The sequence below is a fragment of the Photobacterium ganghwense genome (genome assembly GCF_003025595.1).
GTDB classification, from domain to species: Bacteria; Pseudomonadota; Gammaproteobacteria; order Enterobacterales; family Vibrionaceae; genus Photobacterium; species Photobacterium ganghwense.
In genome coordinates, this window is the sequence record NZ_PYMI01000001.1 from 182,808 (window position 1) to 198,667 (window position 15,860).

Here is a 15,860-nt window from a genome sequence, read left to right on the forward strand (position 1 = left end):
GTTACCCTTATACATAACTGCCTATAACCCTGATTATCAGGGGGATCTACATATGCTGTAATTTTATGCAAACAGCGCAGCCAGAGTCGAAAATACATAGGTGTTAGATAGCTAATCCCATATACTTTCTGTGTCCTATTTAGGGTTCAAATTGTTGTTGATTAAAGGTAGATAATAAGAAATATAGAGCGAAAATGACCAAGTAGCGTTCTACTTGTATGGAAACAATATCGCCAGACCCAGGACGTCACCCCTAACATTTCAGGAAATTGAAACTGTTAACTCCCCAGCACGCTTCTTTATCATTCCAGATGAAAAAATCTTTTTCAGGCTGCTCATATTCCTTTGCCAGATAACTTTTTATGATGGCAAAGCAGGGAAGGTACACAGTGTGAACCCTTTAAGGCTAATAAATAATACCTATAAAGGAGATGTCCATTATGGGCACTGTGAAAACAAATACAGTTCATTCTCAAATTACAAGCAACACAAAACCAACTTGGAAAAAAAGCGATACACTTTGGGTACTTGGCCTTTATGGCACAGCTGTCGGCGCTGGTACTCTGTTCCTGCCAATTAATGCCGGTGTCGGCGGTCTGATCCCTCTGTTGGTGATGGCTGTTCTGGCGCTACCTATGACATTCTTTGCCCACCGCGGAATGACACGCTTTGTGCTGTCCAGTTCCAACCCGGGTGCCGATATCACTGAAGTGGTTGAAGAGCATTTTGGTACAGGTATGGGTAAAGTGATCACCCTGCTCTACTTCTTTGCCATTTATCCGATTCTGCTGGTGTACAGTGTCGCCTTGACGAATACCGTTGAAAGCTTCATGCAATACCAGCTTGGCATTGAGCCACCAGCCCGCGCATTGCTGGCCTTCATGCTGATTATCGGCCTGATGGCAATTGTCCGACTGGGCGAGCAGCTGATTGTTAAAGCCATGAGTGTACTGGTGTTCCCGTTTGTTGCGGTGCTGCTCATGCTGGCGCTGTATCTGGTTCCTTACTGGAACGGTGCAATTTTTAACAACGTGATTCCGGCTGAAAATGGTGTGTCATCTATTCTGATGGCTGTCTGGCTAATTCTGCCTGTGATGGTATTTTCCTTTAACCACTCACCGGTTATCTCATCGTTCGCAGTCGCAACCCAGAAAGAACACGGCGCACAGGCAGAGCAGCAATGTTCACGCATTCTGGCCCGCAGCCATATCATGATGGTCGTGACAGTCATGTTCTTCGTATTCAGCTGTGTGCTGAGCCTGTCTCCGGCTAACCTGGCGGAAGCCAAAGCGCAGAATGTTTCGATCCTGACTTACCTGGCGAACCATTTTGATACGCCGATCATTGCTTACGCGGCACCGGTTGTGGCGATTATCGCGATCACCAAATCGTTCCTGGGCCATTACCTGGGTGCAAGCGAAGGTCTGAAAGGTCTGATGATTAAAATGGCACGTGGTCGTGGTAAAACGGTCGGTGATAAAACCCTGAACACGGTGACTGCCTTGTTCATGCTGGTTTCGTCTTGGGCGGTTGCCACTATCAACCCGAGCATTCTGGGTATGATTGAAAGCCTGGGCGGCCCGATCATCGCTATGCTGCTGTTCATCATGCCGATGTACGCGATTCAGAAAGTTCCGGCTATGCGCAAATACTCCGGTGCGCTGAGCAATATTTTCATCGTCGTGATCGGTCTGATTTCAATCTCAGCGATTTTCTACTCGCTGGCGCAATAATGATCAGAGGCCATCTTCGGATGGCCTTTACTGTTTTTTTTCATCATCAACTTCTTCATATTGTTCTTTTTTCTTCTACATTTTATTGGCCCTTTAGCCGGGCACTCTTAGCACACTTTTTCTGCAGCCACTTAGCCCAACATTTAATCCCCCTTGCCCTACATCAACATCCGGGCTTGAGCTTACCCGGTCGGCTCTGATAGCCTACTACACTGATTTTTGGACATGAGCGTTTATGCTACAGCCTCAACCACAGCCCTCAGTACCCACACCAGATCAATATGAAAACCCGTTTGTCTGGCCGATATACAATCTGCTCTGCAATCAGTCTGAAGGGTGGAAAATCCATACTCTCGCGGCGGAGTTAAGCGCCAGGAAATTGCTTACCCGACTCGACAATGATGACTATCAGCATCTGTTCAAAACCAATTTTCTGATCATGAATGCGCTGTATCAGTTGCAGAACTTGTTGCTGCCAGCGCAATGGTTGCAGGTTGATGCCATGAATATCCGCCTGCAGTCCGCGCAAGAAATCGGGCAAGCGAACGCAACCCTGCCATACGCAAGTGATTCACTGCGTGATTATTACCTTGACTGGCAGCACTACACCTTGGACTCAGAAGAAATTCAGCATCTGCTGACTGACTTCTGGACACGCTATGCTGCCTATCAAGGATTAGCCACAGCATCAGCCACAAGCCTGGAAGATGATTTACAAGCATTCGGCCTTAGCAACAACGCTTCAGCACACGACGTACGTAAACGCTGGCGACAACTGGCGCTGAAATGGCATCCGGATCGCCCGAACGGTAACGCAGAGCAATTTAGGTCACTGTACGTCGTCTGGCAACGCTTGCGTGTCAGCACCCCGGCCTAGCGTGTGTCTCTAAGCGTAAACCTCTACTCCACATCTTCTGAGCAACCCAGTAGCCTCCCACGATAAATACTGCGTTATCTGAAGCTTGCCTTTGATTAAACGCGTTATACAAAGTCATTCAAATTTTTGAAACAAGCTGTTCGTTTCAGCCCTCTGTATGTCTGCCCTAATGCTTTCTACACTGTGTGCATAACGATTACATGCCGTATCAGAGCAAATTCGCATTCAGGAGGCCACCATGGCAATTCGACACGTCAAACAGCTCATTCGTTCTCACCCATCAGCAGATGGTGACGGCGTTAAAATTCAACGTGTAGCAGGATTTGATAACCCGGTGTTCTCTCCTTTCCTGATGATCGATGAGCTAAAATCAACCAGTGCTGACGATTACATCGGTGGCTTTCCTCCGCACCCCCATCGTGGCATTGAGACCCTGACTTACATGTTAAATGGTCATTTTCAGCACAAAGATCATATGGGTAATGTCGGCGAGTTACGTGACGGCGGCGCGCAATGGATGTCTGCCGGACGTGGCGTGATTCACAGCGAGATGCCAATCATGACAGCGGGCCAGTTGCACGGTTTCCAGATCTGGATAAACCTGCCCGCCGCCAAGAAAATGCAACCGGCTGACTACGCAGATTTTCAGCCCGAAATGATCACGGAGCACGCCCTCAACGACAACAGCCTGATCCGGGTGATCGCCGGGGATCTGACCATTCGCGGTACGACCCTGACCGGCCCGCTGCAGAAAACCGGGGTTGCTACGACCATCGCAGACTGGCATGCCAGCCGTGGCGAAGTACTGACCAGCTGCCTGAACCCGGATTTTCAGGCACTGATCTATGTCTATCGCGGGGAGGCTGAAATCAAGGGGGTCAGCATTGATGCCGGCACACTTGCTGTACTCGATCATGGCGAAGGTATCGAAGTTAGCGCGAAACAGGATACCGGTCTGCTTTTACTCTCCGGACTGCCGCTGAATGAGCCGGTTGTTCACTATGGGCCGTTTGTCATGAACTCACTGGAAGAAATTGAACAAGCCATCACCGATTATCAAAACGGTCAGTTTGTTTAGTTCGTAGCAAATGTAAAACCCGACGAAGCAGTCACCATTGGCTTTCCATAACAGCCTTGTCACCACGGTCATCGCCATAGTTGGCTGTTTAGAAATAAAAAAGCTTCCCACAGTGGGAAGCTTTTTTCACAACTTTAGTTTAGATAACCTGAAATGCTGTCAGCGCACTCAGTAAAGCGACGGCTCGCCTTCAGGACGCGTTTTGAATCGGCGATGCAACCACATATACTGCTCTGGCGCTTCCATGATAGAACGCTCAATCGCTTTATTGGTATACGCAGCCGCTGCATCCGGATCATTGTGCGGGAAGGCGTCCAATGGCGGGAAAACCTTCAGCGTGTACTGACCAGAATCGGTATTGCGGACCATCGCAAACGGCACCACAGCACATTTCGAGGCGTCCACCAGCAGGCTGGTACCTGTGGTGGTACACGCTTTCTCTACTGCAAACAGTGGCGCAAAGGTTGAACGGCGGCGACCGTAATCATGGTCAGGTGCATACCACACACGTTCTGCTGTGCGCAGCGCTCGCAGCATCCCTTTTACGTCTTTACGATCAATCATATATTTGTTAGAACGCACGCGGCCTTTAAACTGAAAGTAGTCAAAGCACGGGTTCTTATTAGGACGGTACACCCCAACCCCCGGCGTTTGCATACCAAAAGCACGCGCACCCAGTTCAAGGTTCAGGGAGTGGCAAGCAACTAGCAGCACGCCTTTGCCTTCCGCTTCCAGCTGACGGATATGTTCCATACCTTCATAGGTTACATGGCGGCGCACACGAATATCCGGCCAGAACCAGGCCATGCCGGTTTCGAACAACGCCAGACCGGTATTATCAATGTTCTTTTTCACCATCTCGTCGCGCTCTTCCTGCGACATCTCAGGAAAACACAGCTCCAGATTTCGAACGATGGTTTTCTGGCGTTTTTTAAGCAAACGAATCCCCAACCGCCCCAGCAACTGACCCAGACGGAACTGGATGAAATAAGGAAGCCAGCTGATCAGATACATCAGACCAATCATGACCAGTGTCAGCCAGTAACGCGGATGAAGAAGCGCCTTGGTGAAAGTAGGAGCTGTAAATTTACTCATTAGAATCGCTGTCCCGTTGTCTTTATTGTTATCGCACCCAGTCATCGGTAAGAGTCTGAAGCGTAAACTGAACAGCAAATTTTATGCTGCTGCCCCCGGTCATGCAAGGCTTAACACCTTCACATAAAGGGGAAGGTGCCTTTCCGAACCAACCCTAGCAGTAACCTGCTTCACCGGTTCACAATAATGCGGACAATCAAACGAAACAGAGGCAGAAAAAGGGATGACTCAGAATGACACGGCGGATGCCGTCACGGTGCAAACCTGACGACAGTCGTTTGCAGATCGCGTGCTACAGAGAGCGTATTGCAGAAAGCGCTTGCTGAATACGAGCATAAATCAGGCGGCTGCATCCTGCAGCCTCATCACATATCTCTAAGATAATAAATCCATTAAAATCCTTCCACACCACTCATATTCGGCAAACGGTGAGCAATCCCTTTGTGGCAATCAATACAGGTTTTTGAGCCATCAGCCAGGGAGCTTGAATGTTGTGTGGATGCCCGTGATGATTGACGGGTGAAGTCCATATAACTGAACTCATGGCAGTTACGGCACTCCAGCGAATCATTTTTCTTCATTCGGGTCCACTCACGCTCAGCCATGTGCAGACGACGGGCATCAAACTTTTCTTTGGTCGAAATCGCACCGGTTATCCAGGCCCACACTTCTTTGGATGCCTGCATCTTACGCGCCATTTTATCCGTCCAGTTGTGAGGTACATGACAGTCAGAGCAAATCGCCCTCACCCCGGTTCGGTTGGTAAAATGGATCGTGCCCTGTATTTCCTGATAAACATTGTTTTCATGACAACTGACACAGAAAGGTTCGGTGTTGGTCAGTTCCATCCCGGTATTGAATGCCCCCCAGAAAATGATCCCGGCGATGAATCCGCCAAGAGTAAGGAAGCCCAGACTGAAATATTTCGCCGGTGAGCGTATGATTCCCCACCACTTCTTAATCCATTGCCACATAGGATCCTCCGTTACTCTTGCTGATCTAGCAATGTATCGAGATCAGAAAAAGTGGTCCCGACGGCAGGCTTAGCATCTGTCTGCACCACGTGGCATTGTTGACAGAAGTAGCGCCGGGGCGAAAGCTCTGCCAGAAAGTTACCGTCACGGTCCATATAGTGCGTCACACTGATCATGCGGGCCTGTGTTTCTTCCACCCGGCTGCGAGCATGACAGGCCATACATTTGTTGGCATTCAGATCGACCTGATAATTATCGATCTTGTGCGGGATCACCGGCGGCTGCATCGGATAATTGCGTTTCGGTATCCGGTCGGTGTTGAGTGTATTGTTCATTGCCGGCGGCTCTGGTTCGCCCACCAGAGCAAACTTACGCAGCGTCGCCAGCTCATCGCCCTTGATCACAGTGGTGGCGGCAATCACTCCGGTAGTAAACAGCAATATCATCAGCATTATGATGCGGTTCATAGCAGGCTCCTGAGCCAATGCTTGGCTGTTGGGTATGCTCTTCTCGGTATCAGGCCTTCACGACCTTAACGGCGCATTTTTTGAAATCGGTCTGTTTGGATAACGGATCCGTTGCATCCAGTGTCACCTTGTTGATGAGCTGACTGGCATCAAACCACGGCACGTACACCAGACCTTTCGGCGGTTTATTCCGTCCCCGGGTTTCAACCCGAGTAATGATCTCACCTCGCCGCGATATCACTTTCACCGCATCACCCCGTCGCAGACCTCTGGTACGGGCATCTTCCGGATGCATGAAGACCTGTGCATTCGGATAAGCCATGTACAATTCCGGTACACGTCGGGTCATTGAACCGGAATGCCAGTGCTCCAGCACCCGTCCGGTTGAGAGCCACAAGTCATACTCTTTATCAGGACTTTCCGCCGGCGGCTCATAAGGCAGCGCAAAAATCACAGCCCTGCCATCCGGTTTTCCGTAAAATTCAAAACCGGTTCCGGGTTTCACATACGGATCGGAGCCTTCTCGGAATCGCCATAAGGTTTCTTTACCGTCGACGACCGGCCAGCGCAGCCCGCGTTCTTCGTGGTATCGCTCAAACGGTGCCAAATCATGACCGTGACCGCGTCCGAACTGGGCGTATTCTTCAAACAGCCCCTTCTGGACATAGAAACCGTATTCGGTCGATTCGTCATTACTGCGACCTTCGGCAATCTCTTCCAGCGGGAACTGATTCACCTGACCGTTAACGAACAGCACGTCAAACAGCGTTTTATCCTTATACGCAGGGTTGGCATCTAACAGATCTTTCGGCCACACCTCATCGGTCTTGAAGCGTTTGGAGAATTCCATCAACTGCCAGAGATCTGACTTGGACTCTCCCGGTGCATCGACCATCTTGTGCCAGAGTTGGGTACGGCGTTCGGCATTGCCATATCCCCCCTCTTTTTCGACCCACATGGCCGTTGGCAATACCAGATCGGCTGACTGCGCCGTGACCGTCGGGTAGGCATCCGACACCACGATAAAGTTATCCGGATTGCGATACCCCGGCAGGGTCTCTTCATTGATGTTCGCCCCGGCCTGGAGGTTGTTGTTAACCTGAATCCAGTAAACATTAATCAAACCGTCTTTGAGCATCCGGCTTTGCAGCACCGCATGAGCCCCTACCTTTTCAGGAACGGTTCCCTCCGGCAGTTTCCAGATTTTTTCAGCTGTTTTACGGTGTTCCGGATTGGTTACGACCAGATCAGCAGGCAGTCGATGCGCAAATGTCCCGACTTCACGCGCAGTACCACATGCTGACGGCTGCCCGGTCAGTGAAAATGGACTGTTGCCCGGAGTCGAAATTTTCCCGGTCAGAAGGTGAATGTTGTACACCAGGTTGTTACACCAGACACCGCGGGTATGCTGGTTAAATCCCATCGTCCAGAACGAGGTCACTTTGGTTTCCGGGTCGGCGTACAGCTCAGCCAGTTCAATCAACCGGTTTTGTGGTACACCCGACATTTCGCTGACCTTTTCAACGGTGTACTCCGCCACGAAATTTTTGAATTCATCAAAGGTCATCGGATCCGATTCGCCGCTGTCCGGATTTTTGGCTTTTTGCTGCAATGGGTTATCCGGTCTCAGACCATAGCCGATATCGGTCGCCCCACGGCGGAAATTGACATGCTTATCTACAAAGTCATGGTTCACTTTGTCGTTGGTGATGATGTAGTTGGCAATAAAATTGAGAATGGCCAAATCCGTCTGCGGGGTGAAGACAATCGGAATATCGGCCAGTTCGAAGCTACGGTGCTCAAACGTCGACAGCACAGAGACTTTAACATGCGGATTCGACAGACGCCGGTCAGTCACCCGAGTCCACAGGATCGGATGCATTTCTGCCATGTTCGATCCCCACAGCACAAAGGCATCTGCTTCTTCGATGTCGTCATAACAGCCCATAGGCTCATCGATACCAAATGTGCGGATAAACCCCACAACGGCAGAAGCCATACAGTGTCGTGCATTGGGTTCAATGTTGTTTGAACGGAACCCGCCTTTCATTAACTTTGACGCGGCATAGCCTTCATAAATCGTCCATTGGCCGGAACCAAACATCCCGATGGCCTCTGGGCCTTTGGCTTTGAGGGTCGCTTTCCATTTCTCAGCCATGATGTCGAACGCCTGCTCCCAGGTGATTGGCGTAAAATCACCCTCTTTATCAAATTTGCCGTTTTTCATTCTTAGCAACGGCTGCGTCAGGCGATCCTCCCCGTACATAATTTTGGAGAGGAAGTATCCTTTCACACAGTTCAGGCCGCGGTTTACCGGCGACTTAATATCGCCATGAGTGGCCACCACCTTGTCGTCCTTCACCCCGACATTCACCGAACACCCCACGCCGCAAAACCGGCAGGGTGCCTTTTCCCAGGTGATTTGCGTTTTGCTGGCATCGGTAACGACATTACTGGCCACAACCGGTATGGAGATACCAGCAGCGGCAGCAGCCGATGCGGCGGCCTGCGCTTTGATAAAGTTACGCCGTGAACATTTCATTGCGTCCTCACTCTGCTGCTTAATCTATGCTGACAATCTGCTGTGCCTGATCAGCAATCGGCTGTAGGCTCAATGGCTGACCAAGGCTAATAGTAGGCTCTGTAAACTCGCTCTTTAGCTGTTTTTTCATTTGGCGCTAAGTGTTTATCCCGCCATGACCTGTAAAAACCACACTAGGAAGCCGTAGCCACCAACCACAGCGACCGCCAATACAGGAAACAAAATAACGGTGATAAACAGGAAGGCTTTCAGCTCTGAGCCTCGACGATTTGCGTCACTCATAGTGATATCCCAATATCCATTCCCTATCGGTTTATTATGTTTAACTCTAGTTAGCTTCTGAGAATTTGATAACTTAGTCAGGCGGGAATTAGGACTAAAGGGGTAGCCGATCGGCGCTGACGCACGGTAGAAAAGCGATCAAGACAAAGAACCTCGATACAATGAGAATGGACTGTTGCCGGACCCATTTCAGTGATAGGCTTATTTACAGCCTAAACACCTGCTAACCATTTGTTTTATAGGCACCCTGACGATAAATGTTCAGGCTGAGAAAAACGCGTTCACAAACTGTTCAGCCAAACAGAATTCCATCAGGTATGCGAAGGGAAATGCCGGGCAATAACAAAGGCGACGCAATAAGGATTTTTCAAGAAGGACCGTCTGAAATGACAATTAGCAAGACCAAAACCAGCTTTTACCGCCGCCTTTATGTGGCATACCTGATAGATAACGGCATCGCCACGGTGCCGGGGTTACTGGAATACACCGGTATGCCGCGCCGTACAGCGCAGGACACCATCAAAAGCCTTGCTGATCTAGATATTGTCTGCACGTTTAAGCAGGCGCAAGGTGAACGCAATCGAAGCGGCATGTATGTGATTGAAGAATGGGGTGCCATTAACAAACACTGGATTCATGACAATCTGAGCGACATCAAAATGGTGCTGGACTACCCGTAACATCCCGGATTCGCCAGCGAGGCCAATCCGCGTGTTTGCGTCCTGGCTTGCACCTTTACTTGCACCTTTAGCTAAACTATTCATTGCACTCTTAGCCGCGCAATTAACGTCACTCCGCTAACTTAACTCTGCACGCTCTTTGCCCGGCTCACGTCAGACGGGCAAAGCATGTTTTGATTCCACTGCATTAGCCTCATTGCCAAAAACAACCGGCAACGGAGGCATAATCCGTAAACATTTTCCTGCAAACCCAGCCAGATACGCTAAAACTGAAAAGGGATACGCATCTTGTGGCCGACCGGGCAGATTAGCATGCGTATTTTTCCGCGATGACAGAGCTTTGTCAGAGATTTTTGATGGTAAAGTGAGCGACAGCGAAACGAATTGATTTAATTAGGGCAAAAAAATGACAGGCTTAGATGTAATGCACCCTGATTATGATAAGATTCGCCCTAATTTTGAATAAGAATCTCACTGTTTATAGAGAATACGGAATATGGCTTTTGATTTTTCTAATCTGACTGTGGATCTATCGGCAATGCCGACAACTATCGACATGGGTCACGCCTGGCTGGCAGGTCTTGTCGTTGTTCTTCTGGTGCTGTACGTCGCCAAAAAAGGCAAACCGGTAGAAATCGAGAAAGTCGTTGAAAAGGAAGTGGAGAAACTGGTCGAGGTTGAAATACCCGTCGAGAAGATTGTTGAAGTTGAAAAAGTGGTTGAAGTCGAAAAGATCGTCGAAGTTGAACCAAAACTGAAAACCGCCACGCCTGATGCGGCACTTCAGTTACTTTCACTGCTTCAGCAGGAAGCCCGTTTCATCGACTTCATGCAAGAAGATTTGAAAGGCTTTGCCGATGCTGAAATCGGTGCTGCTGCGCGCGTTATTCACGAAGGTGGCCAGAAAGTACTGAACGAGTACTTCAGCTTTGCCCCAGTGCGTAGCGAAGACGAAGAAACCCGCATTACCCTGCCACAAGGCTTTAATGCATCAGAAGTTCGTCTGACCGGCAATGTTGTTGGTGAAGCGCCATTTACCGGAACATTAATCCACCGCGGCTGGAGAGTCACTGACGTCAAACTGCCTAAACTGGCAGAAGGTCATGATGCGCGTATCATTGCCGCCGCTGAGGTAGAACTGTAATGCACGAAACACAAGAACACCGTTACAGTGTCGGTATCGACCTGGGTACCACACACTGCGTTTTATCTTACGTTGATCTGCAAGATGAAGATGCTCGCGTCAATGTGATGCCGATTGCCCAGCTGACTACGCCAGGTAATGTCGAAGAAAAAGATCAGCTGCCGTCTTTTATGTATCAGGCTCACGAGTCTGAACTGGCACCGGGCGACACGGCCCTGCCTTGGAACGGTCAACCGAAAGCCATCGTCGGTGCCATGGCTCGCCAATTAGGCAGCAAGACCCCTATCCGTCTGGTTGCCAGTGCAAAAAGCTGGCTGTGCCATGGCGGCGTAAACCGCCGTGATGCGTTTCTGCCGCTGAACAGCCCGGAAGAAGTTGAGAAGGTGTCGCCACTGGAAGCGACCCGTCAGTACCTGTCTCACCTGGCTGATGCATGGAATCACCAGCACCCTGACTCTCCGCTGTTTGATCAAGACGTGACCATTACGGTACCGGCCTCGTTTGATCCGGCAGCCCGCGACCTGACCGCCGATGCGGCCCGCGAAGTCGGTTTCCGACACATGACGTTGCTGGAAGAGCCACAAGCCGCGGTATACAGCTGGCTGAAAAACAATGAAGAAAACTGGCGTGACCAGGTTTCTGTCGGCGACGTGGTTCTGGTTGTTGATATCGGTGGTGGTACTACTGACCTTTCACTGGTTGCCGTCACTGAAGAAGACGGCAATCTGGTACTGAACCGTGTTGCAGTCGGCGATCACATCCTGCTGGGTGGCGACAACATGGATTTGGCGCTGGCTTACCGTCTGAAAATGAAACTGGCGCAGGAAGGCAAGCAGCTTCAACCATGGCAGATTCAGGCCATCACACACGCTTGTCGTGATGCGAAAGAAGCACTGCTGAGCGACCCAGAGCTGAAAACGATGCCGATCGTGGTGCCTAGCCGTGGCTCGAAGCTACTGGGCGGCACACTGCAGACTGAACTGACTCAGGAAGAAGTCCAACAGACACTGGTTGAAGGCTTCTTCCCACGCAACAGCGTTAACGAACATCCTGTCGAAATGCAGCGTGGTGCACTGACCCAGATGGGTCTGCCATACGCACAGGATGCAGCGATTTCCCGTCATGTTGCCGGCTTCCTGAGCCGTCAATCTTCTGCGGTTGATGAGCTGTTTGAGAAATACGACCAACTGCACGAAGATTTCATTCGCCCGACCGCGATTCTGTTTAACGGTGGCGTTCTGAAATCGGATCTGCTGTCACAGCGTCTGATGTCCATCATCAACAGCTGGCTGACCACCGCAGGCAGCCCGGAAGCGAAGCGCCTGCAGGGTGTGGATTTGGACTTGGCCGTTGCAAGCGGCGCCTCTTACTACGGTTCGGTGCGCAAAGGCAAAGGCGTTCGTATCCGTGGCGGTATTGCAAGCAGCTACTACGTAGGTATCGAAAGTTCAATGCCTGCAATTCCGGGCATGGAGCCACCGTTGGAAGCTCTGTGTGTGGCACCGTTTGGGATGGAAGAAGGCACTCATGCCGACGTCCCAAGCCGTGAATTTGGTCTGGTGATCGGTCAGCCGGTTCAGTTCAAATTCTTTGGCTCAACGGTTCGCCGAGAAGACCCGGCCGGCACCCATCTGGACTGGTGGCAACCGGAAGAACTGGAAGAGCTGCCTGCGATTCAGGTTACCCTGCCAGTTTCTGAAGGTCGTACTGCAGGTGAAGTGGTCCCTGTTCGTCTGGCTTCTCGTGTGACTGAACTGGGTACTTTGTGCCTGGAAGCGATTCCGACTGACGGCGGCCAGAAATGGCAGGTCGAATTCGACGTTCGCGACAAGTAATCCCCTCCATAAAACGGCGCTTAATGCGCCGTTTTTCTTACCGTTCGTTATTGTAATCAAAGATTTGACTCAACAGAGACCGGTTTACAACGTTATAATGGCCGCTGTCTTTTTGCATACTAATCTGAATAAGGAAGATTCAGTTTCCGGTCAGTCCCCTTTCAGCCCATCCTGATAAGGTGATTTTCAAAACCTGTATCCGCACTGAATCCTACATGTTCTGAACACTGAATGATCAGCCTGGAGTAATCATGTCATCCCCTCGTTATCTTGTCGGTATTGACCTCGGGACAACCCATACCGTTGTTGCCTACACCCCGATTTCTGACGATCTAGAATCGAGTCCAATCAAGATATTTGAAATTGATCAGCTCATTGCTCCGGGAGAGGTCGCCCGTAAGCCGCTGCTTCCGTCATTCCGGTACCACCCTGCCGACGGTGAGATTGATCCGTCACAGCTGGTGCTGCCGTGGGACAATACGCCGGTTCGCGGTGACATTCCTCATGCCATTATTGGTGATTTTGCCCGTGAACTTGGCGCTAAAGTAGAAGGCCGTCAGGTCGTCAGTGCAAAAAGCTGGTTGTCACACACCGGCGTTGACCGTAATGAGCCTATCCTGCCTTGGTCTGCCAACACCAGCGTGCAGAAAGTGTCTCCGGTCGTTGCCAGTGCCAGTTACCTGAACCATGTACGCCAGGCGTGGGACTACCACCACCCGGATGCCAAACTGAACAGACAGGAAGTCGTCATTACAGTGCCGGCTTCTTTCGATGAATCAGCCCGTGCGCTGACCCTGGAAGCCTCAGCCATGGCCGGTTTAACCAATATTCTGTTATTGGAAGAGCCACAGGCAGTCTGCTACGACTGGTATGCACAGAATAAATCGCAGGCGGAGCATCTGCTGCAGGATATTCCGTTGCTGATGGTCTGCGATGTCGGCGGGGGAACCACAGACCTCAGCCTGATTAAAGTCGGTACGAAAGCAGGTAAACTTACATTGGATCGTATCGGTGTCGGGGATCACCTGATGCTGGGTGGTGACAATATTGACCTGGCTCTGGCACATCTGGCTGAAAAACGACTTCACGGCGACAGTAAAAAGCTCAGCGCCGCCGGACTATCAAAGCTGATTCAGCAAACCCGCAAAGTCAAAGAACGTCTGCTCTCTGGTAACGCGCCGGAAAGTGCCAACATCACCATGCTTGGCAGCGGTTCACGCCTGATTGGCGGAGCAAAAAGTGTGGCTCTAACCCGTGATGAAGTACACGGAGTTGCGCTTGATGGCTTTTTCCCTCGCACTGCGTTCAGTGATCAGCCTGCCCATCGTCAAGCTGCCGTGGTAGAGTTTGGCCTGCCCTATGCTGCCGATCCGGCAATCAGTAAACACCTGGCGCAGTTTATCTCATTGCACGACAGTGTTTGCCGCGAATCTCTTCGTGAAAAAGGCATTGAGTTATCCAAAGAACAACCCGCAATTCCGGCCGCTGTGATCCTTAACGGCGGTGTGTTTAACAGTCCACTGCTCTCCGAGCGGGTGCTGGAAAACTTTTCCGCATGGCGAGGTGACACTGTCACTGAGCTTGAGAATCCACATCCGGATCTGGCCGTCGCCTTTGGTGCTGTTGCGTATGCCAAAGCCCGTCACGGGGCACAGCTTAAAATCGGTGGCGGTTCAGCCCGCTCATTCTTTCTGGTTCTGGATGACAAGAAAAAAGACAGACAAGGCTTATGCTTGCTGCCGAAAGGGCTGGATGAAGGCACTGAAATTCGTCTGAAAGATCGTAAATTTGCCCTGACGCTGGGCGAACCGGTTCGTTTCAACCTTGTTTCTTCCACTGACGATCAGCACACACAAGCCGGCAAGCTTTACCCTATCGATCATGAGAGCTTCGTTAGTCTGCCGCCTTTCATTGCCACACTCGACAGTGAGCGGGATCGCTCTGAACTGGCTGCCAACCAGAAAGATCGCGAGGAAGTTACCCTGGCCTGCCAGCTTACCGAGGTGGGAACACTGCAACTGGAATGCGTCAGTACCCAGGACGACACCAAACGCTGGAAAGTCGAATTTGCCATCCGAAAAGATCTGGCAAAACTGAATCAGTCTGGTCACGCGAATCTGGCCGAGTCCGGTGTACCAGCCAAAATGGATGACGCAGTAGCACTCATTAAACAAGTGTACGGTGGCAGCACCAAAACGGCCGATCCAAAAGCCATCAAAACCATCAACAAACAACTGGAAAAATTACTGGGGAAACGAGATAGCTGGGAAACGCCGTGTTTGCGAGAGCTGGCCAATGCTCTGCTCGACAGCCGCAAGCGCCGTCGCCGTTCAGATTTACACGAACGAAACTGGCTAAAACTGGCCGGATTTACGATGCGTCCCGGTTTTGGTTACCCATCAGATGAATGGCGCATGGAGCAAATCTGGTCGCTTTACCAGCATGGTATTCAGTTTGATAACCCGAAAACCTGGAGCGACTGGTGGACCTTCTGGCGGCGCGTCGCCGGGGGGCTGACTCAGGAACAGCAAAAACTGATTTTTAAGGAAATTGCCAAGTACATTAATCCGTCGGCATTGCGAAACAGTAAGCTGGCTAAAGAAATGCAGGATCGCAGCTACGAGGACATGGTTCGTTTAGCAGCATCACTGGAAAACCTGCCGTTTGAGTACAAACTGCAGCTGATTGAGTGGCTTTTCGGCCGCTTGCAGAAGCCCCAGTTCGCTCAGGCACATTGGTGGGCCATTGGCCGGATTGCAACGCGTAGCCCGTTTTATGGCAGTGCGCATAACCTGCTAACACCACAGCACGTTGCCTACTGTTTACCAGAGCTGATGGATCTCGATTGGCGCAATGATTCCAACATCGCCTTTGCGGCCGTTATGATGTGCCGCATGACCGGTGACCGGGCACTGGATGTGGATGATGAAAGCCGTCAGGCTGTACTGGAAAAACTGAAGCTCAGCAAAGTACCTGAAAGCTGGATTGAGATGGTATCTTCCGTGAAAATGCTGACAGAAAGCGAAACAAAACGCGTATTTGGTGATGCACTACCAGCAGGTCTTCGCTTGCTCGATTAAGGTTCTGTTAGGGTTCGGCTGGTAATCTCTGTGGCATAAATAAAACGACTTTTTACTTTTGAGCAATTTTAGT

At 50.7% G+C, this 15,860-nt stretch carries 12 protein-coding genes; 7 read left to right on the top strand and 5 right to left on the bottom strand.

Features of this window, described 5'->3' with window-relative positions:
- Positions 1-440: 440 nt before the first annotated feature.
- From C9I92_RS00795 to C9I92_RS00805, 3 genes are all read left to right on the top strand, one after another.
- Complete coding sequence (locus C9I92_RS00795; RefSeq protein ID WP_047885515.1) at positions 441-1,733, top strand: HAAAP family serine/threonine permease; 1,293 nt, start codon at positions 441-443, stop codon at positions 1,731-1,733.
- A gap of 235 nt (positions 1,734-1,968) precedes the next feature.
- Positions 1,969-2,610, top strand: coding sequence for a DNA-J related domain-containing protein (locus C9I92_RS00800; RefSeq protein ID WP_047885516.1), 642 nt, complete (start codon positions 1,969-1,971; stop codon positions 2,608-2,610).
- Positions 2,611-2,848: 238 nt separating this feature from the next.
- Positions 2,849-3,688, top strand: coding sequence for a pirin family protein (locus tag C9I92_RS00805; protein WP_047885517.1), 840 nt, complete (start codon positions 2,849-2,851; stop codon positions 3,686-3,688).
- Positions 3,689-3,856: 168 nt separating this feature from the next.
- Here C9I92_RS00805 and lpxL read toward each other — a convergent pair whose 3' ends face one another.
- From lpxL to torE, 5 genes are all read right to left on the bottom strand, one after another.
- Positions 3,857-4,783 carry an LpxL/LpxP family Kdo(2)-lipid IV(A) lauroyl/palmitoleoyl acyltransferase gene (gene lpxL / locus C9I92_RS00810; protein WP_047885518.1) on the bottom strand — a complete coding sequence of 309 codons (927 nt, stop codon included), beginning with the start codon at positions 4,781-4,783 and terminating at the stop codon, positions 3,857-3,859.
- A 392-nt stretch (positions 4,784-5,175) separates the two neighbouring features.
- Positions 5,176-5,757, bottom strand: a complete 582-nt coding sequence (locus C9I92_RS00815; protein WP_047885519.1) for a NapC/NirT family cytochrome c — start codon at positions 5,755-5,757, stop codon at positions 5,176-5,178.
- 11 nt (positions 5,758-5,768) lie between these two features.
- Positions 5,769-6,224: a nitrate reductase cytochrome c-type subunit gene (locus C9I92_RS00820; protein ID WP_047885520.1), complete on the bottom strand. Its 456-nt coding sequence runs from the start codon at positions 6,222-6,224 to the stop codon at positions 5,769-5,771.
- 49 nt (positions 6,225-6,273) lie between these two features.
- Positions 6,274-8,766: a nitrate reductase catalytic subunit NapA gene (gene napA / locus C9I92_RS00825; RefSeq protein ID WP_047885521.1), complete on the bottom strand. Its 2,493-nt coding sequence runs from the start codon at positions 8,764-8,766 to the stop codon at positions 6,274-6,276.
- 144 nt (positions 8,767-8,910) lie between these two features.
- On the bottom strand, positions 8,911-9,048 hold the full coding sequence (torE, locus tag C9I92_RS00830; protein WP_084712569.1) for a trimethylamine N-oxide reductase system protein TorE: 138 nt from the start codon (positions 9,046-9,048) through the stop codon (positions 8,911-8,913).
- A 386-nt stretch (positions 9,049-9,434) separates the two neighbouring features.
- Here torE and C9I92_RS00835 point away from each other — a divergent pair, with 386 nt between their 5' ends.
- The 4 genes from C9I92_RS00835 (at position 9,435) to C9I92_RS00850 (ending at position 15,787) form a co-directional block, all read left to right on the top strand.
- Entirely contained in the window at positions 9,435-9,728 is a 294-nt protein-coding gene (locus C9I92_RS00835; RefSeq protein ID WP_047885522.1) for a winged helix-turn-helix domain-containing protein, read from the top strand.
- Positions 9,729-10,245: 517 nt separating this feature from the next.
- The gene (locus tag C9I92_RS00840) at positions 10,246-10,872 is read left to right on the top strand and encodes a DUF2760 domain-containing protein (protein WP_207103702.1); all 627 of its coding nucleotides are present in this window, start codon (positions 10,246-10,248) and stop codon (positions 10,870-10,872) included.
- Positions 10,872-12,707 carry an Hsp70 family protein gene (locus tag C9I92_RS00845; RefSeq protein ID WP_047885524.1) on the top strand — a complete coding sequence of 612 codons (1,836 nt, stop codon included), beginning with the start codon at positions 10,872-10,874 and terminating at the stop codon, positions 12,705-12,707. The genes C9I92_RS00840 and C9I92_RS00845 overlap by 1 nt, the downstream gene beginning before the upstream one ends.
- A gap of 251 nt (positions 12,708-12,958) precedes the next feature.
- Positions 12,959-15,787: an Hsp70 family protein gene (locus C9I92_RS00850; protein ID WP_047885525.1), complete on the top strand. Its 2,829-nt coding sequence runs from the start codon at positions 12,959-12,961 to the stop codon at positions 15,785-15,787.
- Positions 15,788-15,860: the final 73 nt, after the last annotated feature.